The 22,301-nt window shown below is 35.6% G+C and carries 22 protein-coding genes and 1 pseudogene; 4 read left to right on the top strand and 19 right to left on the bottom strand.

Annotated elements, in window-relative coordinates; genetic code table 11:
- Positions 1–55: 55 nt before the first annotated feature.
- The 8 genes from MKY06_RS12015 to MKY06_RS11980 all read right to left on the bottom strand — a co-directional run bounded on the left by MKY06_RS12015 (position 56) and on the right by MKY06_RS11980 (position 7,364).
- Positions 56–742 (bottom strand): O-methyltransferase, encoded by a 687-nt coding sequence (locus tag MKY06_RS12015; protein WP_035438961.1) that lies wholly within the window; start codon positions 740–742, stop codon positions 56–58.
- Positions 743–921: 179 nt separating this feature from the next.
- Positions 922–1,641, bottom strand: a complete 720-nt coding sequence (locus MKY06_RS12010; protein WP_064471677.1) for a pentapeptide repeat-containing protein — start codon at positions 1,639–1,641, stop codon at positions 922–924.
- A gap of 18 nt (positions 1,642–1,659) precedes the next feature.
- Entirely contained in the window at positions 1,660–1,989 is a 330-nt protein-coding gene (locus tag MKY06_RS12005) for a PadR family transcriptional regulator (RefSeq protein WP_013057038.1), read from the bottom strand.
- A 157-nt stretch (positions 1,990–2,146) separates the two neighbouring features.
- Positions 2,147–2,725: a GNAT family N-acetyltransferase gene (locus tag MKY06_RS12000; RefSeq protein ID WP_098322396.1), complete on the bottom strand. Its 579-nt coding sequence runs from the start codon at positions 2,723–2,725 to the stop codon at positions 2,147–2,149.
- A gap of 189 nt (positions 2,726–2,914) precedes the next feature.
- Positions 2,915–3,388 (bottom strand): hypothetical protein, encoded by a 474-nt coding sequence (locus MKY06_RS11995; protein WP_013057036.1) that lies wholly within the window; start codon positions 3,386–3,388, stop codon positions 2,915–2,917.
- Positions 3,389–3,632: 244 nt separating this feature from the next.
- Positions 3,633–5,093, bottom strand: coding sequence for an aminoacyl-histidine dipeptidase (locus MKY06_RS11990; RefSeq protein WP_340960750.1), 1,461 nt, complete (start codon positions 5,091–5,093; stop codon positions 3,633–3,635).
- A 194-nt stretch (positions 5,094–5,287) separates the two neighbouring features.
- A complete protein-coding gene (locus tag MKY06_RS11985) occupies positions 5,288–6,064 on the bottom strand; it encodes a 3-hydroxybutyrate dehydrogenase (protein ID WP_098325340.1) in 777 nt (258 codons plus the stop codon).
- A gap of 19 nt (positions 6,065–6,083) precedes the next feature.
- Positions 6,084–7,364: a GntP family permease gene (locus tag MKY06_RS11980; RefSeq protein ID WP_098287502.1), complete on the bottom strand. Its 1,281-nt coding sequence runs from the start codon at positions 7,362–7,364 to the stop codon at positions 6,084–6,086.
- A gap of 338 nt (positions 7,365–7,702) precedes the next feature.
- Between MKY06_RS11980 and MKY06_RS11975 the strand changes: the two genes are divergently transcribed.
- Positions 7,703–8,302: a DedA family protein gene (locus tag MKY06_RS11975; protein ID WP_098287501.1), complete on the top strand. Its 600-nt coding sequence runs from the start codon at positions 7,703–7,705 to the stop codon at positions 8,300–8,302.
- Between the two features lie 43 nt (positions 8,303–8,345).
- Here MKY06_RS11975 and MKY06_RS11970 read toward each other — a convergent pair whose 3' ends face one another.
- The 3 genes from MKY06_RS11970 to MKY06_RS11960 form a co-directional block, all read right to left on the bottom strand.
- Positions 8,346–9,653 carry a CitMHS family transporter gene (locus MKY06_RS11970; RefSeq protein ID WP_064471676.1) on the bottom strand — a complete coding sequence of 436 codons (1,308 nt, stop codon included), beginning with the start codon at positions 9,651–9,653 and terminating at the stop codon, positions 8,346–8,348.
- A gap of 198 nt (positions 9,654–9,851) precedes the next feature.
- Positions 9,852–10,559: a response regulator gene (locus MKY06_RS11965; RefSeq protein WP_057273170.1), complete on the bottom strand. Its 708-nt coding sequence runs from the start codon at positions 10,557–10,559 to the stop codon at positions 9,852–9,854.
- A complete protein-coding gene (locus MKY06_RS11960) occupies positions 10,556–12,163 on the bottom strand; it encodes an ATP-binding protein (protein ID WP_029321742.1) in 1,608 nt (535 codons plus the stop codon). The genes MKY06_RS11965 and MKY06_RS11960 overlap by 4 nt, the downstream gene beginning before the upstream one ends.
- 195 nt (positions 12,164–12,358) lie before the next feature.
- Here MKY06_RS11960 and MKY06_RS11955 point away from each other — a divergent pair, with 195 nt between their 5' ends.
- From MKY06_RS11955 to MKY06_RS11945, 3 genes are all read left to right on the top strand, one after another.
- Positions 12,359–13,129: an SDR family NAD(P)-dependent oxidoreductase gene (locus tag MKY06_RS11955; RefSeq protein ID WP_029321740.1), complete on the top strand. Its 771-nt coding sequence runs from the start codon at positions 12,359–12,361 to the stop codon at positions 13,127–13,129.
- A gap of 172 nt (positions 13,130–13,301) precedes the next feature.
- A complete protein-coding gene (gene sspL / locus MKY06_RS11950; protein ID WP_013057030.1) occupies positions 13,302–13,442 on the top strand; it encodes a small, acid-soluble spore protein L in 141 nt (46 codons plus the stop codon).
- A 301-nt stretch (positions 13,443–13,743) separates the two neighbouring features.
- Positions 13,744–14,415 (top strand): NAD(P)H-dependent oxidoreductase, encoded by a 672-nt coding sequence (locus MKY06_RS11945; protein ID WP_013057029.1) that lies wholly within the window; start codon positions 13,744–13,746, stop codon positions 14,413–14,415.
- 30 nt (positions 14,416–14,445) lie between these two features.
- Here the strand turns inward: MKY06_RS11945 and MKY06_RS11940 are convergent, their stop codons facing one another.
- The 8 genes and pseudogenes from MKY06_RS11940 to MKY06_RS11905 form a co-directional block, all read right to left on the bottom strand.
- Positions 14,446–14,733, bottom strand: a complete 288-nt coding sequence (locus MKY06_RS11940; RefSeq protein WP_029321736.1) for a hypothetical protein — start codon at positions 14,731–14,733, stop codon at positions 14,446–14,448.
- A 128-nt stretch (positions 14,734–14,861) separates the two neighbouring features.
- The gene (locus MKY06_RS11935; RefSeq protein WP_013057027.1) at positions 14,862–15,071 is read right to left on the bottom strand and encodes a spore germination protein; all 210 of its coding nucleotides are present in this window, start codon (positions 15,069–15,071) and stop codon (positions 14,862–14,864) included.
- Positions 15,072–15,235: 164 nt separating this feature from the next.
- On the bottom strand, positions 15,236–15,904 hold the full coding sequence (fsa, locus tag MKY06_RS11930) for a fructose-6-phosphate aldolase (protein WP_013057026.1): 669 nt from the start codon (positions 15,902–15,904) through the stop codon (positions 15,236–15,238).
- Between the two features lie 276 nt (positions 15,905–16,180).
- On the bottom strand, positions 16,181–16,921 hold the full coding sequence (locus tag MKY06_RS11925) for a metallophosphoesterase family protein (protein ID WP_013057025.1): 741 nt from the start codon (positions 16,919–16,921) through the stop codon (positions 16,181–16,183).
- Positions 16,922–17,228: 307 nt separating this feature from the next.
- Positions 17,229–18,827 (bottom strand): annotated as a pseudogene (locus MKY06_RS11920) (M4 family metallopeptidase); the annotation flags it as partial.
- A 598-nt stretch (positions 18,828–19,425) separates the two neighbouring features.
- Complete coding sequence (locus tag MKY06_RS11915; RefSeq protein ID WP_013057023.1) at positions 19,426–19,566, bottom strand: YjcZ family sporulation protein; 141 nt, start codon at positions 19,564–19,566, stop codon at positions 19,426–19,428.
- A gap of 273 nt (positions 19,567–19,839) precedes the next feature.
- On the bottom strand, positions 19,840–20,052 hold the full coding sequence (locus MKY06_RS11910; RefSeq protein ID WP_013057022.1) for a hypothetical protein: 213 nt from the start codon (positions 20,050–20,052) through the stop codon (positions 19,840–19,842).
- Positions 20,053–20,141: 89 nt separating this feature from the next.
- Positions 20,142–22,229 (bottom strand): PAS domain S-box protein, encoded by a 2,088-nt coding sequence (locus MKY06_RS11905; RefSeq protein WP_097812463.1) that lies wholly within the window; start codon positions 22,227–22,229, stop codon positions 20,142–20,144.
- Positions 22,230–22,301: the final 72 nt, after the last annotated feature.

Raw genomic sequence — 22,301 nt, 5'->3', positions numbered from 1 at the left:
GATTGGATGGGTTTAGTTATGTCTCCGTCTCTTTTTAGGTGTAATACAAATTTTATCATTCAACAATCCCTACAATGAATCCATCATAGCCTTTGCTTCCAACGGTTTGTATAGCCGTGGCGCTGATTCGTTTTTCTTGAGCCAGAGCATTCATAAATTGACGAATTCCCTTTACATTTTCATCTTCACTTTCTGAGTTCACCACATGCCCTTGACGAACAACATTATCACAAATAATCAGACTTCCTCTTTTCGATAATTCTAGAGCCCACTTTAAGTAATTTGGGTTATTCGGCTTGTCAGCATCAATAAAGATAAGATCAAACGGATCTGTTCCCCTATCTTTTAATACAGCTAATGTATCAAGCCCGGGGCCGACAATGACTTCTACTAAGTGGCTTACTCCCGCTCTTTTTAAATTAGCTCTTGCTACTTCTGCATGATGAGCGCTTAATTCGAGCGTAATCAGCTGCCCGTCTTTCGGAAGAGCTCTGGCTAGCCAAATCGTGCTGTACCCTCCAAGAGTACCAATTTCCAAAATGCGTTTAGCTCCTTTTAATGAAGCTAACAAATGCAGAAACTTTCCTTGACTAGGCGATACGTCGATGGCAGGTAATTCAGCTTCTTGATTTGCCTTCAATACCTCATCAAGAATAGGGTCAGGTTGTATAAGCTTATCATTCATATAAAGATCCACTTCATTCCAAATTTCATATATAGACATTTCCATACTCCTCCACATAAGTGATAAAAGCTTTATTATTTCAAAGATACGAATATGTTCTTCTCATATTCAGCTTGTTGCCGTAATCGTTCGTATTATGAATGTGTTCTAGCTCTCTCATAAACTATCCTGCTCGCTCTTAAAAAGAATTGTTATATGTCCATAAAAAAAGACCTTCAGAGAGGTCTTTTTTATCTTTAAATAATCGTAACTTTACTAAGATCTATCTTGGCACTTTTTAAAAAGTTATATGTCAATTTATCCATTTTTGCACTTTCAAAATCGGATTTCTTTAAATCTGATCCTCGAAACTGTACATTTAGCAAAGTTGCGTTGCGAAATGAGGCTTTTTTTAATGATGTTCCTTCAAAGATTGTTCCGTTAAATGTTTCTTCGTCAAATACAACGTCTGTTAAATTACATTGCTTAAAGTACGTGTTGTCATAGATACAGCCTTTAAAACTAGCCTGTTTAAAATTTGCCCATTTAAATTGTACGCCTGTCAAATTAACCTGATGAAATATTGCTTTCGTTAAATTGCTGCTTTTAAACATGCTGTCTGTAAGATCTGCGTAGCTAAAATCAGATTCATTCAAATTACTTGCATTAAATTTCCCTTTATACACCGATACAGAACGAAAATCAGATTTTGTAAGCTCGGTCTTTGAAAAATCCATAGGGACGGTTTGCTTTAATTCCTTTGTTTCTACATTTATTGATTGAATCAGTTCTGTGATATCACCGATAGAATTGATTGTCATATAATAAGCCTGTTCTTCATTATGCCCGTCTTTTCTGTAATCTGTAAATTTTTCCTGCAAGTTCTGTGATAGTTCTTCTTCTAGATCTTGAACATTTTTTACATCCTGATAAGGAGCCAAAATGTTATGCACATGATTTTTTATTTTTTCGTTCATTTATAACATCATCCTTTCTTACAACAATAAATCAATAATTTTTTTCGCTTGCTCCCAGTTTTCTTTGTTTTGTTTATATACGCTTTTTCCTTGTTCTGTAATTTTATAGTATTTTCTGCGACCGCCTTGTACAGCATCTCCCCAGTAAGAAAGAATATGACCGTCTTTTTCCAGGCGCTTCAAGCTTGAATACATTGTGGCTTCTTTTAATTCATACTGCTCTTTAGAGTAGGTATAAATAAGCTTACTAATTTCATAACCATACTTATCTCCGCTGAGAAGTAATTTCAAAATCATTGTATCTGTATGTCCCCGAAGTAAATCTGAAGACATTTTTGCATATACCAAAGTATCACCTCTTTATGTATAATTTAAATCATATTACTATGACAGTCAAGGTATTATAATCAATAAAATACACTAATTTATAATTGAACATATGTAAACAGCTTAACCAGTAGAAAATAGCCGGTAGAAACGTACCGGCTATTTTCTAGGAGAGACCTTATTCTTTGTTATAACTGAGCTTAAATACTATCGGCGTACTTTCTGCTGATATTTTCCAAACCATGTGATGATACCCCTTGCTCCAGTAATCTTTTATTAAATAATCAGGGATTCCAAATATGTTTTTCCATACTTCCTGAGCATTTTTGTATCCGCTGTCCAAACAAATTTTTTTAATTTCTTTGCTTTGAAGCGTAAGCAGCATAGTATGTAAAAGCAGTGTCCCTACACCTTTTCTTTGGTACTTTGGATGAACAAAAACTGTGCCGATTTCAATCCATCCTTGCAGCTCTCCTTTTGTACACGCCGTAATTAATTCACTAGCAGGACCATATTCGATACATCCAATAATCTTATTGGTGCACTTATCTATTCCAAGCCAAAAGAATCGATGTTTTCCACCGCTATCGAGGTCACTTTTTAAATATTGTTCTTTACTTTCAATTTCTATTTGTATATCGTTCACCATGTCAGATAGACCCTCTTTATGAAAGGTATCTGTGATTACTTCATTAAAAAGCTCGTGGAGTTCTGCGCTGTCTTCTATTTTTGGTCTTCTTATTTCAATATGATGCAATGTTCATTCCTCCTTGTTATTTTGTTATTTCACGTCAGAATATGAAGCTTTACCATTATTATTTGTTATTTATCAATCTATGTTGATAATCCTTTTCTCTTTCTACTGTTTTTCCAATAAAAAAGCACGAGAAACTTTGAGTTCTCGTACTTTTTTATAATATGGATTCTACTTTTCTATTGGGAAATGTTAATACTGATTCACAAAGCTCTGGATTTTACATACGAATTCAGAAAGATTCTCCTTTATCTCTTTATCCTCTGTTTTCTCTACTTGCTCCTGTATGGCATCAATCATTAAACGTGCTCTTTTAGGATCTATAGAGGCCGGCTGGCTGCTGTTGTTTGATAGACTTTTCAAAATTTGATTAGTCATTTTGTTTTTATCATGAATATAAAATAATATTTGAGGAACTTGATTAATTAACAAATTTACGTATCTGCGAAACTCCTCTATCTCATATAATTCTCTTGAATTACCTTTAAAGCCATCAACGGAAAGCATAAGACTCTGGTAGCCTTTATCACTGCGTTGATTAAGTGTTTTAATCACTTTCAAAAACCGATCGAACTTTAGATAACGTATTTCGTCTTTCCTTAATTCTAAAAATTCAATTTCTCCTTTTTCCAAAAAGGGATCTTTGATAAGACTATTATCATTCATATACATTCTCTCCCTACTAATTTATTAGTTGCAGAGCTTGTTTTGAATTCATTTGTCTGTCGTTTTAGTAATTGTTTACCTCTTTTAGGCCCGTTTTAAAACCTTTATTTGTAAAACGCTTACATAAATATTCTCATTTGCCTGACGTGTTGACGGAATTCTGATTATTATCCGATAAATGACGAATGAAAAAGAGCTCCTTTACAGAAGCTCTTTTTTAAAAATTATAGGGATGCTGATAACTTTATATCTTATTTGCTTCTTTTAATACTGCTAATAAGTATTCCCATGTCTTAATAGTAGACGGAATGTTCAGGTGTTCATCAGGTGTATGAACGTCGTACATATCGGGACCGAGCGAAATAGCGTCTAATCCAGGGATTTTTTCCAGGAAAATACCGCATTCAATTCCAGCATGGATGGCGATGATCTCCGCCTCTTCCCCATACTTTTCTTTGTAAACCTTTTTACATAATTTACGAATTTTTGAATCTCCATTGTACGCCCATTCAGGGTAATTACCTTTTGTTTCAACTCTTCCTCCGACTACTTGAGCAAGTATGTGCACTTGACTTACTATTTTTTCTTTTAGGCTTTTTACTGAGCTGCGGATTTCATTTTGAAAAACAATCTCAGACTCTGTCGTCGTAATCACACCTAAGTTGGTAGAAGATTCTACCAATTCTTCGATATTCATACTCATGCTTTGAACGCCGTTTGGTGTTAGCATAATGGCTTGTACAATTCGTTCTGTCGTTTCTTTTGTAAAACATTTCTCAACGGAAGAAGATTTGTTTATTTTCACATATACGCTCGGATCAGCCGCTTGTAATTCATTTTTTACTATTTCGTTCCACTCACGAATCTTATTTTCTAGCTTTCCTACCTCAGAAGGCTCAACTGATAGAATTGCTTCTGATTCACGGGGAATCGCATTTGATTTTAATCCTCCACTAATGCTGCTTAAAGAATAGGGAAGTTCATGTTGTAAATCATATAAAACTCTCCCTAGCAGTTTATTAGCATTTCCTCTTTCTTTATCAATTTCCATTCCAGAATGTCCGCCGCGCAATCCACCGATGCTTAAGCTATATGTTTCTGAGTTATCGGAAGACGATTCCCAGTCTACGGGAATGCGAAGCACGCCTTTTACCCCGCCTGCGCTGCTGACAAGCAGCTTTCCATCTTCTTCTGTATCAAGGTTAATAAAGATTTTCCCTTCAAAATGAGCTGAATTTACAGCAATGGCTCCGCCCATAGTTGTTTCTTCCTCAGTAGTAATGACTACTTCAAGAGAAGGATGAGCTATATCATGAGCATCTAGTAAAGCCAGTGCATATGCAACGGCAATCCCGTTGTCAGCTCCTAGCGTAGTACCATTTGCATAAAGCATATCTTCCACAATTCGCAGTTGAAGCGGATCTTTTTCGAAATCATGCACAGTTCCTTTATTTAACTCGCATACCATGTCCATATGTCCTTGCAAAATGATGGCTGGAGCATGCTCATACCCTTTAGTTGCCGGCTTTTTAATAATTACATTTAAAGCCTCGTCTTGTATAACTTCAAGGCTTCTTTCTTTTGCAAAAGAAACTAAATAGTCACTAATTTTCTTTTCATTTCCAGATTCTCTAGGAATAGCTGAAATTTCGTTAAAAAAATAAAAAACCGGATGTTTAATTAATTCATTTACTGTTTGCACCATATGTATCATCCTTTCTAATCTGTAGGCTTTTTTATCATACTATTTATCTTTATAGGAGAAATAGTATAAGGCTTCTTTTATGTATCGCCTAGTTATATTTTAACGTTGATTAACTCGATAGAATAGATATAACATAAAAAAGCATAAAGGAGCTCATTAGACTCCTTTATGCTTTTAATGACTTATTCTATTTTTTATTGAGCTGTATATCCGCCGTCCATTACTACCGCTTGACCAGTTACACCTTTTGCTTTATCACTCGCTAAGAAAATAGCATAGTCAGCAATTTCGCTCACGTCTAGTAATCTTTTTTGAGGGACTAAAGGATAAATAACTTCTTCAAGCACACTCTCTAATGGTACATTTCTTGTTTTAGCTAAACCATCTAACTGACCTCTCACTAGTGGTGTATCCACATAGCCAGGACAAAGTGCATTCACCGTAATACCGTGTGCTGCGCCTTCAAGAGCAGCTACTTTTGTTAGCCCAATTACACCGTGTTTAGCACTGTTATAAGCTGCTTTGCCCGCAAAACCGATTAAACCGTTGATAGAAGAAACGTTAATAATACGTCCGAACCCTTGTTTTTTCATAATCGGAAACGCGTGCTTAATCGCCATAAATGGAGCTGTTAGCATAATTTTGATCATTAACTCATATTTTTCAGTTGGAAACTCTTCGATTGGAGAAACATGCTGCAAGCCAGCGTTATTAATGAACGTATGAACCGCTCCAAAATGCGTGTTTGCTGTTTCAATTAAATGTTTGATTTCTTCTTCTTTTGTTACATCGGCTTTGACACCAAGCGCTTCAAATCCAGCTTCACGAAGATTTTGTGCTGCAGCTTCTACAGCAGCTTGATCAATGTCGGATAACACAATTTTTCCGCCGTTTTCTGCGAATCGTTTACCTATTTCAAACCCAATTCCTCTTGCTGCTCCTGTGATTACAATTACTTGATTTTCAACCATGTGTATTCTCCTCCTGTTTTTAAATAATACCGGCTGCCGCTAATGCGACTCCTGCAAATAAAGCGATTGTTGGAATGATAAATGCAACAACAAATACGTCTTTATAGGTTTCTTTATGCCGAAGACCAGTTACGGCTAACAGCGTTAACAACGCACCGTTATGCGGTAAAATAGATGCACCTGACGCAACGCTTGCAATACGGTGCAGAGCGTCAGCACTTAAATTCGTCGTTTGAGACAAGTGATACCACGTATCTCCTAATGCTTGAAGCGCAATACCCATACCGCCGGATGCTGAACCCGTGATCATCGCTAGCACTTGAACACTTAACGCTTCTGAAACGAGCGGATTACTCGAAACATTTAGCAACACATTCGTGACATCTTTAAAATCTGGAACTGCTGTAATAACCGAGCCAAAACCTACTGCTGCACTCGTATTAATAACAGCCATCACGGATCCTTTTGCTCCTTCATTTATAGAAGAAATAAACTTCTTATAATGTTTAAAATTAATAAGTAAAATAGAAAAAATACCAATTAATAATGATACGATAGGCTCCCATTTTAAAACGTTTAATGCCACGACAACGACAATCAGCGGTAAAATAGCTAATATTATATTCATCGAGTCCTGCTCTTCACTCGCTGCGACTGATGATTCATTAGGCTCGGTAAACCCTTGATTTTTAGCTTTTAATTTTTTATCGCGATAAGCTAACCATAAATATCCTCCCACCGCCATAATAAGACCTGAGACCATTCCAATAATCGAACCGGACATTGCATTGGTTTTAAATGTAGCAGTCGGGATCAGATTTTGAATTTGAGGCGTACCTGGAATCGCTGTCATTGTAAACGTAAATGCTCCGAGTGCAATGGTTGCTGGCAGTAAATTTCGCGATACGTTAGCTTCTCGAAATAGCGCGATTGCTAAAGGATAAATCGCAAAGACAACAACGAATAGACTCACTCCGCCGTATGTCAAAATAGCTGAAGCAATCAGCACCCCTAAAATGGCTCTTTTACTTCCAAATAATTTAGCAATACGCTGCGCCAACGATTTAGCTGCGCCTGTATCTTCCATTAGCTTTCCAAAGACGGCTCCTAATAAAAAGATGGGGAACCATTTTGCAGCGAAATCTACAAACCCTTCCATATACACATCTGTATAAGTAGGCAGTACTTTTAAACCGCTAAAATAAGCAACGAACGTAGCTACAACAGGAGCCACCCAGATAATAGACCATCCTAGATAAGCAAAAAACATCAACAATAACAATCCTACAATAATAACCACACGGTAACCTCCTTTCCTTTTTAATACATATACATAATGGGCTATTTCACAACACAACAAGTTTACACCCGTTATTTTCATAAGTAAAATGAATAAAAGGAATCAAAACTATGAATAAAAGTCGTAGTTTATTTAAAAATCCACACTCGATTATTTTTCCCCTATAATTTTACTCTGAGTAGAAGCTATAAAATACACTTCCTTCCTTTTTCCTTGTACAAGCTAAGTTTTTTTCTTTCACATCCCGCTTTCTTCCTGTATTTTCTTTTCTTTTATAAGTTTTTCCGAACATATAGATGGGTATTTGAATGTTATGACACAGAAAAAGAGGCGATCTTATGCTACATTTCATAACAGACTTACTGAAACAATTTGGAATTTGGGGACTTTTAAGCGGACTGGCCATTGAGGCTTCCTCCCTGCCGTTTCCTGGTTCTCTTCTCACCCTTACCTACGGATACTTATTAAACATGCACATAGTGAAATTATTATTAATCGCTTTTGCAGGAAGCGCCGTTTATACAGCTTTTAGCTTTATACCTTATGGGATAGGCTATAAATTAGAGGATAAGGTAAAGAAAAAATTATCAAAGAAGAAAAAAGCATTTGAGAAATCACAAAAATGGTTTAAAAAATGCGGATTATGGAGTATTGCGATTGCTCGTCCTTTAGGGCTCGGCAACTACATTTCCTACCTTTCAGGGCTATCTAAAGTGAAACCTATGCCGTTTGCTCTGCTCACATTTCTTGGTATCTTCCCTTTGAATATTGCCATGCTTTGGTTAGGACAAATCGGAAACTTTAAGTCCATTCAATCTTTTATCTCAGATGCACAAACCTATATTTTAATTGCAGCGGTAGTGGCTGTATGCGGATTTTTAATTTATAAGTTCTATTTTAAAAAGAGCAGTTGCAGCGAACAGTCTAGTTCAACTTAAGATTAAGAGTATAAAAAAAAGACCCCTCGGGGTCTTTTTTTTATTAAATGGAAATAACACCTAAGATTAATGCTGCTATTGTCATCACTGCCGTAGTGCCTAGAGCCCACTTAATTAAAAATCGTTGCAAATCACTAAATTCAATTCCTACCATTCCAATTAATAAGTGAGCTGCTGCTACCAAGGGACTTATCACGTGAACAGGTTGCCCTAAGATAGCAGCTCTTCCAATTTCAGCTGCGCTAATGCCATAACTTTCGGCAGCTTGAGCAATAATCGGCAATACGCCAAAATAAAAGGCATTATTAGACATAAAAAATGTAAATGGAGCACTTAAAAATGCTACTACAACTGGCAAAAAAGGGCCCATTGCATCTGGGATTATTCCTACAAGTGTATTTGCCATAGCATCAATCATCTTTGTTCCAGACATAATTCCTGTAAAAATACCTGCTGCAATAACAATTGAAACGACGGCTACCGCATTATTTGCATGAGATGAAATTCGCTGCTGTTGATCTTTGATGTTTGGATAATTTATTAATAATGCAATAGCAAACGCTACCATGAACAAAAGCATCAGCGACATAAAGTCCATAATTAAGCACACCATAAGACTAATGGTAAGGAGAAAATTAAACCATACTAACTTAGGGCGTCGATAGTCTGAATGTTGCGCTGTTCCCTCTAATTCATGTGCATGTGCAATTTCATTTGCAGAATGTTTAATATTGATAACTCCTAACCTTTTTCTTTCCCTTCTTCCAAGGACAACAGAAACAAACAGCACCCATAGAAGCCCAAAACCCATTACAGGTATTAAAGGCAAAAACAACTGAGACGAATCTAAATTTAATGAACTCATAGCCATAGCAGAAGCACCTCCCCACGGAGTCATATTCATAACTCCCATAGATAGCATCGCAACTCCTGCTAGGATAAGCGGATTCATTTCTAGGCGTTTATATAATGGAAGCAAAGAAGAGACCGTTATCATATAGGTAGTAGTTCCATCGCCATCTAAAGCAACCATCATTGAAAGAACAGCAGTTCCGACGACGATTTTTAGAGGATCTCCTTTTACAACCTTTAAAATGAATGAAACGAGAGGGTCAAACAACCCTGAATCAATCATTAATCCAAAATATAAAATAGCAAATAAAATCATAATAGCTGTAGGAGCGATATCTTTTACACCCTCTAGCATCATAGGTCCCATTCCACTAGCAAAACCACCTATTAAACCAAATATAATTGGAATAATGATAAGAGCAACCATGGGGGTAAGTCGTTTTGACATAATTAAATACATGAATACTGCAACCATTAAAAATCCTAATAAAGAAAGCACGGATATTTTTCCTCCTTTTTGATAACGTTTTCATTTTTTGTTTGCTACACGTTACTAAAAAGGTATCACCTGTTAAACCAGGTTCATAGATAACCACCATAAGTTTAATATCTTTTATAAAAGTAATTCTTTTCATTTTTTTCATGCATCATTTTTACATAAAAACGAGATAGCGGACAAAGAACCGCTATCTCGTTTTTATGTAAAATTAGTTACTCGGTATTTCCGCTCAGGCCTCCCTACACTTCCATACACTATTTCCACCTGCATTTCTTTACAAGATACTAAATACTCTAAATACCTTCTCATTGTTGAATAACTGATACCTACTAGTTGAGCAAACTCATCTACATTCAAGCTCTGCTGAACTTCGCGAACTTTATCTCTTACTAAACGAAGAGTATGTTTATCAATCCCCTTAGGAAGTTCTGTTACTGCAGCTGCTGATTGAGTGTGGCGGTTATGATGTGTTCTAAATAAATGGTCTATTTTGTCTTGGTTAATCATTTTATTTTCGGTTAATTCTATTCTCGTAGACTGATAATGTTTTAAAGTAGATAAAAATTTATCAATAATTACAGGTTTCACCAAATAACCAAATGCTCCTCCTCTTATTGCTTCCCCTACTGTTTCAACATCATTGGCTGCCGTTATTAAAATAATATCGATTCCTCGATACTTCTTTCTGATTTCCCATAGCAGTTCCACTCCGTTGATATCTGGTAAAAAGACGTCTAATAAAATTAATTGCGGCGTAAATATTGTTAGTAATTCTAAAGCCTGTTCTCCAGATCCTGCTGTCGCAACAACAGTGAAATGCTCTAGTTTCTTAGTAAACTGTTCATAAATTTGTGCAGCTGTAGAATCATCTTCTATAATCATGACATTAATTTGATTTTCAGTCATATCGATTCTTCCTTTTCATTATTTAATAGCTTTGGGATAACTAATGTGAATCTTGCCCCTTGTAACATACTTTTGCTTATGTATAGTTCACCTTTAAGCAGCTCTACAGATCTTTTAACAATAGTCAATCCAATTCCGTGATTTTCACCTTTTTTCGTTGTGTAACCATCTATAAAAATCATATTTTCTACTTCTTTTGATATCCCTTGTCCATTGTCTTCAACTTCAAAAATCAGGTCATTTCCTACATCTGTAAAAGATACCAGCACGTTCCCTTTATGTTCTCGCACAGCTTCGAGCGCATTATCAATTAAATTCCCCAAGATAGAAACAACGTTTTTTGCGTCTTCGATATCTAAAGTACTTGTTAAGTTACTATCTTGGTCAATTTCTAAAGTAACGTCTAATTCTTTCGAACGATTGATCTTTCCAAGTAAGCATGCCGCAATCAAAGGATCCTTTACAGAAGACATTAAAAAAGAAATAATATCTTGGCGTTCCTTTACCTCTGATGAAATCATTTGCATGACATGCTCATACTTCTTTAACTTTAACAATCCATAAATCACGTTCAGCTTATTTAAAAATTCGTGATTTTGAGCACGTAAATTATCAGAAAAAATTTTAATTTTAGAAATCTCTTCTGTCAATTCTTCAATTTGAGATAAAGTTCTTATAGTAAGGACGATACCCTGCACTTCTTTTTTTCTTACAATAGGAGATAAATCTAAAATATACTGCTGACCATCTAGTACAAGGGACTGGTTAGAATACACCCGCTGCTTTTCTATCGCTTGATCAATTAGCTGTCCTAAACGGGCGTTCTTTATCTCTCCTCCTATTTGAAGATGACCAAATAGTTCTCTAGCCCTTCTGTTCATCGACGTTACATATTTTTCAACATTTACAGTAACAGTAGCATCTCGAATAGATTCAAGGGTAGCCTCTTTTTCTTTAAAAAGAAAGGAAATCTCCTCCGGTTCCAGTCCAAATATTAGTCTTTTTACCCGCCTTGCAATAAAAAAAGCTCCAAATGCTCCAATAAGAAAAGGAATACAGGACAATTTAATAATTTTTATCCTATAATCATTAATCTGTTTTTCTATATTGCTTACAAGAAACCCTACCGACGAAACGCCTATTACGTTTCCTCGGCTATCCCATATGGGGGTTTTGGCTTTAATTGCAAAGCCTGAAATTCCTTTTCCTTTATAAATAATGGATTGATGCTCCTTTAAAGAAGCTTCGTTGCTTGTTTTGGTATGTTTTCCAATATAGCTACTATTGGGATGAGAATAGCGGATTCCTTTATCATTAGCGATGGTGACGTAATCTGCCCCAGTGGTTTTTCTTATTTTTTCTGCAGCAGGTTGGATCTGCTCAGAAGGATTTTTATTCTTAAAAGCTTTTACAATCATTTTGTCTTCAGAAGCTAATTTTGCTACTGTCATAGCTTGCTTACCTACATATTTTTCAACAATTTCATCTATCATTGCAGAAAATAAAATGCATACAAGGACGGTACTCACAAGAATAACTACCGTAATAAGTAATGTAATTTGGGCAAGTAAGCTAGGTCTTCTATTCACATTTGGAAAACGCATACATTCCTCCTTTTAATGAAATGAAATTTCGGCTGTTGTTTCAAGTGTAGCATAAAAGCAAAAAAGTTTAGCACCCAACTTCAAATGTTTATAAACATACTTCTAAAGGGAAAAATAAATCAAATAAACGCTTGACTTAAAGTATACTTTAACAATTATAATCAATTCGAAAACATCGAAAATGGAGGAATCAACATGAAATATACAGTAATCACTGGCGCAAGTTCAGGAATTGGATATGAAACAGCTTTAGCTTTTGCAGCACGTGGAAAAAATCTTATATTGGCTGCACGTAGAGAGGACAAGCTAGAAGAGTTAAAAAGAAAAATTGAAGAACTGAACCAAGATGTAAATGTTATTGTCCAGTCGATTGATTTATCCGTGGCAGAAAATGCTCATACGTTTTATGAGTCACTCAAAGAGTATGAATTAGAAACTTGGATTAACAATGCTGGATTCGGAAACTTTGCTTCTGTCGGTGAACAAAAATTAACTAAAATTGAAACAATGCTTCATTTAAATATCGAAGCCTTAACCATTCTTTCTTCTCTATTTGTAAGAGATTATGAAAACGTTGCAGGTACCCAGCTTATTAATGTCTCTTCTGGAGGCGGCTACACCATTGTTGCTGATGCAGTCACTTATTGCGCAACAAAATTCTACGTAAGTGCATTTACAGAAGGTCTTTCTCAAGAATTAAAAGGGAGAGGAGCAAAAATGCAGGCTAAAGTTCTAGCTCCGGCGGCTACTGAAACAGAATTTGCACAGCGTTCGATGGATATGAGTGATTTTGAATACGAAGGACGAGTACCTAAGTTTCATACGTCAAAAGAAATGGCTGCTTTTATGCTGGATCTTTATGATAGCAATAAAACGGTAGGACTTGTAGATGGAGTGACTTACAAATTTCAATTAAAAGATCCTATCTATCCATACGCAGACAGAGCGACAAGCTCAGATTCTTAAACAAAAAACACCCTTCCAAGGGTGTTTTTTTATGGCCGTTTAAATGAGTAACTATCTTGTTTATGTAATGAAGATGCTTAAAGATAATCTTTTCCTATTTATCTTTCCACGCTTTACTTCTTGATTTTTGTTTCACTTTTTTGCACATACTAACCGAACGGAGGTGACGAAAATGGGTACAAAAAAATCTGCTAACCGCGGTCAAGTAGCTCCTGGTGTTAACCCTCAAGGACACGGAAAAGATGTTGAATTTTCAACAGAACCGAAAAGTGAACTTGAAAACAAAGCGAAAAAATCAAATACCAAAATTTAATTAAAAAGGAGAAGAGTACTCTTCTCCTTTTTCTCCCTCTTAACTATTTTTTCAAAAACAAACTCCCCAGATCGTTTCCTCCTTTCTGCTTCTTATAAAATTGGATCAACAGTATAAAAAAGTATACTATACAACAAAAATGTGCGTACTTGTTAGAATGATTTATATAATTTATGATAAATCTGCAAACGGATTTTATGACAAATTGTATGTTAACTGGCTGTTAATTGTAAGCTATACAGGGTATAGCTTACTCTGAACAGTTCATCACTAAATATTTTTACAGAAAGGTTGTTTACACATGAACAATACAGATAAAAAACAAGAAATTTTAGACGCATTTAACTTTCGTCATGCTACAAAAGAGTTTGATCCAACGAAGAAAATTTCCGATGAAGATTTCCAATTCATTTTAGAAACAGGGCGCTTATCTCCAAGCTCAGTAGGTTATGAGCCGTGGAAGTTTTTAGTCGTTGAAAATAAAGATTTAAAAGAAAAATTAAAAGCTGTTTCTTGGGGAGCACAAGGTCAAATTCCTACAGCAAGTCATTTTGTTATTATTCTTTCTCGCACAGACGCAAGATATGACTCTGAATATGTATTGGATCTTCAGAAAAACGTAAAAGAAATGCCCGATGATGTATTAGAGACATTAATGCCTCGTTATAAAGATTTCCAAGAAAATGATTTTCACTTGTTCGAAAGCAAGCGAGCGCTTTTTGATTGGGCTAGCAAACAATCTTATATTGCACTAGCTAATATGATGACATCAGCTGCTCAAATTGGTATTGATTCTTGTCCGATTGAAGGATTTAACTATGACCAAGTACATGAAATTCTAAAAGAAGAAGGATTACTAGAAGACGGTAAGTTTGATATTTCCGTTATGGTTGCGTTCGGCTACCGAATTCATGAACCTAAACGTGGAAAAACGAGAAGAAGTATGGATCAAGTTGTACAGTGGATAAAATAGTAACAAAAAAAAGAAGGGCTGACAGCAATGTCACCCCTTCTTTTTTATATCTTTATATGCTGCTATAAAGGCAGCAGGATCGGTGTGTATGGTATAAGCGAACATCCCTTGATTTGTATGTAAGTATAAAAAGCCGCTTTCTTTTGAAACGCATTTGTAAGAGATGTCAAATATGCTGTTAATGTGAAAGCAATCATTCTCTGTTTGAATATTATCAGTATATAAGCACATGTCTTTTGAATGCTGAATCGTCACCTTTTGTGTTCGTTTTATTTTTCTTTCAACGTATGTATAAGGAATAATAGAAATAATGCTCATAGCACCGCTCAAACCCCTCCCTCATGAATGTTTTTCTTTTAAAAGCCAAAACAACTTGTTAACAAAACTCTATCACTTACCAAAAAACAATTCCAGAAATACTCTTTCTGGAATTGTTTTCAAGATTGTTACTCTTTATTTTCTTCACCTTTGCAAAAGTCGATATTACTGTTTGTCATAGAGGCAATAGCAGGAGAGCCGTTTCCAAACGAAAAACAAGCTCCTACCGATTTTGTATTTGCCGTGTGACTATTTTGTACAACACAGCCTACGCTTACATTCGAATTGTCTTTTAACCCGTTAGTCACGATATTCTCAATGTTAATAATACAGCCCATTTTAACACCTCTTTCGTTTCTATTAACGTATGTCATCTCTGCATATATGTATAGGATGTTCGCCTATTAATGATAAGTTGTTTGCTGCAAAATAGAAAAAAAGAATCTTCGTATACCCTTTAAGCAGAGAAGACACTAAAATGATGTCTTCTCCTTAAGTGAATTTAACTTTTTACAGCTTTTTCCCAGTCTGATGCAAATTTTTCAATTCCTTGTTCTGTTAACGGGTGTTTTACTAATTGTTCAATTACGGCATACGGAATTGTAGCAATATGAGCCCCAGCAAGAGCTACTCGCGTGACGTGATCTGGGTGTCTGACTGACGCTGCTATAATTTGTGAGTCAATGTGCTGAATTCGAAATAGCTCTGCAATTCGAGATACCAGATAAACACCGTCTTCTGAAATATCGTCTAAGCGTCCTAAAAATGGCGATACGTATGTGGCACCGGCACGCGCTGCTAGAAGCGCTTGATTCACTGTAAAAATTAACGTTACGTTTGTTTTTACGCCTTTTTTAGCTAGATAACGGGTTGCTTCCAATCCAGCAATGGTCATAGGAAGTTTAATCGTTATATTTTTGTCTCCTCCATTAATTTTTATAAGCTCTTCTGCTTGAGCAATCATGTCATCTGCTGTTACTGTGTCGGGCGTGACTTCTGCTGAAACGGATTCTACTTCCGGGACGGTTTTTAAAATTTCTTCGATGCGATCTTCAAACTTTACGCCTTCTTTAGCTACTAGGGAAGGGTTTGTGGTAACACCTGATAATACCCCAATTTTATAAGCTTTTTTAATATCTTCCAGGTTAGCTGTATCAATAAAAAATTTCATCATGTATTCCTCCACTCGTTATGTTAAAAACAACTTTTCAGGGGCGTTTTTGCATGATTTTATGTTCAAATGGAATTGCCCTCTTCATATTGTCTTCATAAAATAAAATTTATTTCCTTTCAAATGCTGTATGTTTTTCTCCAAGTTTTCCCTCCCTTAAATTCATCGGAATAACTTTTATTTGCATGTATCATACTAATGATGTTGAAAAACCCCTCATATACCCCACTAAAAAACCTTCAGCATTTATGCTGAAGGTTGAGATACATTCTATTCTTAATTTTTTAGTCCTCTATAGCGAGCTGTTTTTAATTCTTGAACGTAGGGTTCAAAATCCGGCATCTCTACAGATCTCGCCAATTCTATTGCTTTTTCAATATCGTATGGAATACGCACAAATTGAATAGAAAATGCTGAAGGGCTTTCGTCTTGATCGTTTCCTTCTAAGATAAGATAGGAAGCTTGCGGTAAATCAAGCGGGTTTCCTACACTTCCTACATTACATAGCGTTTTCCCTTTAATATGTTGAATAAATGCATTATGTACATCTCCGTAACAGATAACATCCGGCTCTCTTGATCCTTTTATATTTTCCGTATATTCCGTATTAGCAAATAGACTAAGGCGCTTTTCAAGTGAATCCCAGGGTTGAATTCGATCATAAAGACTTCTAGGTGAAGCGTGAAACATTCTAATTAATTTTCCGCTCATCATAAACTCAACGGAAAAAGGAAGTTCCTTTAAGTATGCCTCTTGGGTTGAACTTAACTTCTTTTGATGCCATTTTAACGCTTCAAATTCCGCAGGCTTTGTAATAAAGTCATCCCAGTTTCCCATTACTGTTACTTCGCACTTTTCTTTTATGATATCAATCGTTTTACTTGAATCCGGTCCTTTTCCTACTAAATCACCTAGACAAATGATGCGATGGATATCTCGTTGTTGTATGTCAGCTAAAACTGCTTCTAATGCAGGAAGATTTCCGTGGATATCTGAAATAACAGCAATTTTGTCCATTGATTCCTCCACTCCTTTTTCATATGTATGTATTCAATTCTTTTCTTTATTATAACATTTTATAATAAGACCGTTTACTAAAACGGGTCCTCTTCATTTAACAAACAATGGTATAATCCGAACGGACATAAAAGGGAGGAATAAGAAGTGGATTTTTATAGATCAAGAAGAAATCTGTCTTCCTTATTTATTAACATAAAATAAAGGAGTACTGTAATATATTTATACGAGTACTCCTTTATTGGTAGTAAGGTAATATAGGAAGTCGTAAGATACCTCATTTATCTTGCGACTTTTGGTTTATAACTTATTGAACACCAACTGCGTCAAATGACTTACCTACTGAAATTACTTCTTGAGAGCCTGAACCGTATAAATCAGCAGCAGCTTGTACTAAACCTGCACGCGCTTGGCTAAACGTTGTAGACTGAGTGAAGTATAGCGTATTGGCACGGTAATAAATTTTTCCTAGCTTATCGCCGCCGATGCCTGTTACAGTAACCCCGTAATGCGTTCCTCCGTTAGCTAGCAAGTAGGCCGCTTTGTTGATAATACCGCTGTTTGTATGAACTCCGCCGTTGTCACTAGAACCTGTATAGCGCTTTGAATAATGATCCGGATCTCCATATTTTGCTGGGTTGCTCATTGAACGAAGGGCATCACCGCTTGTTCCAGGCGTATAAATATCTTCTCCAATTTCCCAATCTGGATTGCGGTTGTCATAGTATTCTACCAATGTTCCGAAAATATCGGAAATTGCTTCGTTTAATGCACCTGATTCATATTGATAGATTAAATTAGAACTTCTTTCTGTGACCGCATGCGTCAATTCATGTCCGATAACGTCTAATCCTCCTGATAACGGAACAAAAGTATATCCATCTCCATCTCCATATACCATTTGAGAGCCATTCCAAAACGCATTATTGTAGCCGCTGCTATAATGAACAGTCGATTTTAGCGGAGCTCCTGCATTGTCATAGGAGTTGCGGTTAAATTTGTTTTTATAATAATCATATGTCACACCTGCATAATAGTGAGCATCTACTGCAGCTGCATCGCGGGTTGCATTGTACGTATTATCGGTATCTGCCCATAGAGTACCCGGAAGAGATGTACGATTTTTTGCATCGTACGTATAGATTGTGGCGCCTCTTGTATTATCTTGTAAGTAGTAAGTAGAACTAGATAACGTTGTCTTTAAGGATTTAGTATCTCCAAGCACTCCTTTACCTGAGCCAATAGCATTTGTGCCTGTTACAGGTTTCGCTGCCGGCTTTGCCGCTTGCTTCACGTCGGCTTTTGGACCAGCTACGGAATCAATCGTATTGTACTTATCTAGCACTTTACCGTTAATAGCATCAACAAAGTAATAATAGTTGCCTGGTTCAGGGCTTAAGAAATTTAAATTTACTACATAAGCATACGTTGTGTCTGAACCATTTTGATAAACATACAGTTCAGATGAAGGGGATTTTTCATACGTCGGTTTAAAGCCTAAATCTTTTTCAGCTGCTTGAATCGCCTTTTTGCTGTCAACTTGCTTCTGTCCTTTTAGCTTTTCCTTTTTATCTAAATCAGGAGCTACTGTACCTGATACAACTTTTAAGGTTCCATCTTTCGCTACGTGTGCTAATTGAGTAGATCCCCATACAGGAATATTATTGTATACCTGCTGCAAGCGTACAACGGTTGCTTGTTCAACGGGATCTTTCACTACTTCTGTTACTTTAAACGAGTTTTGGGCATTTTCGTTTCCTAATTTATATTTGTCTTTATTTTTATTCATATAGTGAAATACGACGTCTTGAGCTTTCTGTGATGATGGGCCTGAGAGCTTCCCAGAAATAAACTCAGGAGATTTAATTTCTTTGTTGTACTTTTTAGTTGAAAGTACATTATTTGGCGCGGCACTGCTCGTATGTGCAAAAGCAAATGATGAAGAAAGAATACCAACTGATAATAATACCTTTAAAGCCTGTTTTTTCTTTTTCATAGTTTTTTCTCCCTATCCCTAGTAAATTTAATTACCGCAATTTTTCTGTTAATTGTGATAATTAGCAACATTATAGCAACTAAAAATTACTACGTCTATATATTATTTTAATATTCCTATTATTATGAAAATTAAAAATAAATCTTTACAATAAGTCTTTTTTACCTATTTAAACTATATGAAAATCATTTATGTTGATTTTCATACAAGTGAAATAATTCTTCTGGGCAGGTGATAAAAACTAGTAGCCTAGTTAGTGCTATTGGCTCTTACTATCAACTCTCTGAAGCATTTTACAAAAATTACTTATAAGGAAAATTATAAATTCTAGCCCATTTTTAAGACTTAAATCTACTGTTCCTATTCATTTTTTATTTTTTTAATCTATTAATTAAATTTTTTATATGTTTTTTATGTATGTTCACGACATTATTTCATTATAGTACTAAGGTTTTACCCATATAAAAAAGCACGAATCTACTAAATTCTTTGCAGATTCGTGCTTTTTTTATTTGAAACATGTACAACCAACGATAACTAATAAAACAAATAGTACAACGATTAATGCAAAACCGCCACCGTAATTACCGTAGCCGCCGTAACCGCCGTAGCCATAACCACCGCCGTAACCCCAGTTACAAAATCCCATTTGACTTCACCTCCGTAGCCTGTTTACTCTATAGCATATGTACAGGCTAGGAAAAATGTTAGCCCATTTATCGCCCTTTTATTACGATAAATTATTACGATAAAAAAGAGATTGAGACATAACGAAATTACTCCAATCAACCGCTAGAAACAACCAGCTGAATTAAACCCATGTTCACCATAAAAATAAAAAAATCCGAACGATGAATCGTTCGGATCTTCCTTCAACTAAAATACTTTTGTCCCAGCCTCTTTTAAGATAACAAATATTAACTTATTTACTTTTAGAAGCTTGTTCTTTAAAGCGAAGTATGTAATACGGAACAATACAGATAACCGCCAAAATGAGAGCCGTTAAACTGACTATGCGGGGATTATTAAGCCCAAAAGAATAGTCTCCAAAAGATGCTCCAATCGCAATAATAGCAAAAATAATATACAGAATACGAAATATGTTAATCCACTTTTTCTGTTTAATCGTAACCACTCCTTTGCTTATTTTACTTCAACATAGAATATTATAACTTTACTAAACAACTTGTTGCAAAATTTCTTCTTCCTTTAACTGATTACCTTTTAATCTAACGGTAAACAAATTTCCACACTCGTCCCTTTGTTTACTTCACTTTCAATACTAAGAGTTCCTTTATGCTGTTGGATAATATTAAAGCAGATCATTAATCCTAACCCGATTCCGTCTTCTTTAATACTGTAAAATGGTTCACCTAAATGTTTGATGCGTTCTTTTGAAATTCCTACACCTTCATCAATAATTTGAATATGAATATGATTGTTGTCCTTTTTTCTCAGCTCAACTTTAATTTCTCCTCCGGAAGGCATTGCTTCAATCGCATTCTTAAGAATATTTATAAACACCTGTTTCATTTGATTGCTTTCACAATATACAAAAGGCATTTCTCCATATGAGTTAAGTTCAATAAAGATGTTTTTCATGGTTGCTTGAGGCTGCAGCAATAAAATCACTTGTTGAATTAACAGCTGCAAATCAATCGACTGAAATGTTACGGCCTGTGGTTTTGCCACAGACATGAATTCATCTGTAATCATTTCAATACGCTCAATTTCAGAGGATATAATGTTCATATAGGTTAACTCTTCTTTACTCGCTTTTTCAGTTAATAACTGCATAAACCCTTTGATGGCCGTTAAAGGATTTCTAATTTCATGAGCAATAGCTGTAGCAAGCTGCCCGACCGCTGCTAATTTCTCAGATTTCTGCAGCAGCTCTTCTGTTTTTAAGTACTCTGTCCTGTCTCTTGAAACAATAAGAAGCACTTTTTTGTTTTCTATATTGAACAACTTCCCACTATATTCTAGTTTTTTTATTTCGCCAGACTTAAATGTAAACTGTGATTGCAGCGTAAAAGAAAGATTTCCGTTACGAATTTCTTCGACTGTTTTTTGAACAATGTCAGAATCTCTAGGTATAATACCGTGACAAGGCGTGGATAAAAGCTCTTCTCTCGTATATCCAAAGCGTTTACATCCAGCTTCGTTTACTTCAACAAAACGGGCAGGGAAATGATCCGAACCTATTTCAAGTAAATAAATCGCGTCGTTTGCATATTCAAATAACGTGCGGTACTTTAACTCACTTTCCTTAAGCTTACGATGCAGCAAATCAAGCTCTTGTTTAGCTTTTTTAGCTTCAGATATATCCACACATACTCCAGACAAACCTACCAACTCATCTTTCCCATTAAAAATTGGAGAAATGGTGATGCGAAGGTCTACCAAACTTCCATCTTTACGAGCTCTGACAACTTCTACTCGATTGATTGCCTCTTTTTCAGCAACAGTCTTTTTTATATTCTCATGTACATCCTTACTAAAAGCTCCTGCTATATCGTAATATTTTTTCCCAATGACTTCATGGGATTTCCATCCATATACTTTTTCATAGGCCTCATTAACTCGCAAGATTTGCCCTTCTAAATCAGTTATAATAACCGCATCCATGTGATGATTAATAAAAGACTCCAACTGTTCTTTCGTATATTCTAGTTCTTTTTTCATTATTCTGACAAAAAAAGAATCTTCTTCATCCTTACATGAATCTGATCCAGCATAAGCAGCTTCTTCTGCTACAGCGTAAAATTTACGATAAAATTCTATCGTCGCTACGGCTACTCCCAGTCCGAGAATTCCGAACACTAAATATTCTATTTCGCTATAAAACGGCGACTGAATAGGTGTATTCCAGAAGTAATTTGTCAATAAGACATGAACGATAAAATGAAGAAAGAAACAAAGAAGAGATTGTTTTAATAAAGAAAACTGCTTTTTATATCGAATAAGAGGAAGGGAAAACAAAAAGGTAAAAATTAAAATTAAGATAGTCAGTAACCAATGACTTTCTAAATAGATACTGCACACAGCCATAGTGATACCTGCAACTGCACCGGCTCTATAACCAAAGTATAGAACGGTCAAAATAAGAGGAAGAAAACGTAAATCATATGTAATCTGTTGATACGTAACGCTATACACCATAAGAATAGCAGAAACAATACTTGCATAAATACCACTCATCCATTTGTATTTATGGGCTAGACGCTGTAACAAAAATATTCGTATCGCAATCATAATACTGACAAAAAACGAAAAAATACATAAGTTAACAAACAATCCGCTACTAACCACTCCTTCTATTCCTCCTTTACTTGTAAATATGCGTAAAATAATTCCCTTATATAGAGAGTGTAACATGAATAA

It is taken from the genome of Priestia sp. FSL P4-0332 (assembly GCF_038005845.1).
In the GTDB taxonomy this organism is placed as follows: Bacteria; Bacillota; Bacilli; order Bacillales; family Bacillaceae_H; genus Priestia.
The sequence above is the reverse complement of the archived record's forward strand: the minus strand, read 5'-3'. Positions and strand labels throughout refer to the sequence as shown.

Excerpts from the sequence above, each read along its gene's own strand:
- MKY06_RS11995 (WP_013057036.1), bottom strand. The coding sequence starts at position 3,388 with ATGAATGATAATAGTCTTATCAAAGATCCCTTTTTGGAAAAAGGAGAA.
- MKY06_RS11940 (WP_029321736.1), bottom strand. The coding sequence starts at position 14,733 with ATGAGCATTATTTCTATTATTCCTTATACATACGTTGAAAGAAAAATA.
- MKY06_RS11985 (WP_098325340.1), bottom strand. The coding sequence starts at position 6,064 with ATGGTTGAAAATCAAGTAATTGTAATCACAGGAGCAGCAAGAGGAATT.
- MKY06_RS12010 (WP_064471677.1), bottom strand. The coding sequence starts at position 1,641 with ATGAACGAAAAAATAAAAAATCATGTGCATAACATTTTGGCTCCTTAT.
- MKY06_RS11965 (WP_057273170.1), bottom strand. The coding sequence starts at position 10,559 with ATGACTGAAAATCAAATTAATGTCATGATTATAGAAGATGATTCTACA.
- MKY06_RS12015 (WP_035438961.1), bottom strand. The coding sequence starts at position 742 with ATGTGGAGGAGTATGGAAATGTCTATATATGAAATTTGGAATGAAGTG.
- MKY06_RS11935 (WP_013057027.1), bottom strand. The coding sequence starts at position 15,071 with ATGGGCTGTATTATTAACATTGAGAATATCGTGACTAACGGGTTAAAA.
- MKY06_RS11955 (WP_029321740.1), top strand. The coding sequence starts at position 12,359 with ATGAAATATACAGTAATCACTGGCGCAAGTTCAGGAATTGGATATGAA.
- MKY06_RS11925 (WP_013057025.1), bottom strand. The coding sequence starts at position 16,921 with ATGGACAAAATTGCTGTTATTTCAGATATCCACGGAAATCTTCCTGCA.
- MKY06_RS11945 (WP_013057029.1), top strand. The coding sequence starts at position 13,744 with ATGAACAATACAGATAAAAAACAAGAAATTTTAGACGCATTTAACTTT.
- MKY06_RS11915 (WP_013057023.1), bottom strand. The coding sequence starts at position 19,566 with ATGGGATTTTGTAACTGGGGTTACGGCGGTGGTTATGGCTACGGCGGT.
- MKY06_RS11975 (WP_098287501.1), top strand. The coding sequence starts at position 7,703 with ATGCTACATTTCATAACAGACTTACTGAAACAATTTGGAATTTGGGGA.
- fsa (WP_013057026.1), bottom strand. The coding sequence starts at position 15,904 with ATGAAATTTTTTATTGATACAGCTAACCTGGAAGATATTAAAAAAGCT.
- MKY06_RS11960 (WP_029321742.1), bottom strand. The coding sequence starts at position 12,163 with ATGCGTTTTCCAAATGTGAATAGAAGACCTAGCTTACTTGCCCAAATT.
- sspL (WP_013057030.1), top strand. The coding sequence starts at position 13,302 with ATGGGTACAAAAAAATCTGCTAACCGCGGTCAAGTAGCTCCTGGTGTT.
- MKY06_RS11990 (WP_340960750.1), bottom strand. The coding sequence starts at position 5,093 with ATGGTGCAAACAGTAAATGAATTAATTAAACATCCGGTTTTTTATTTT.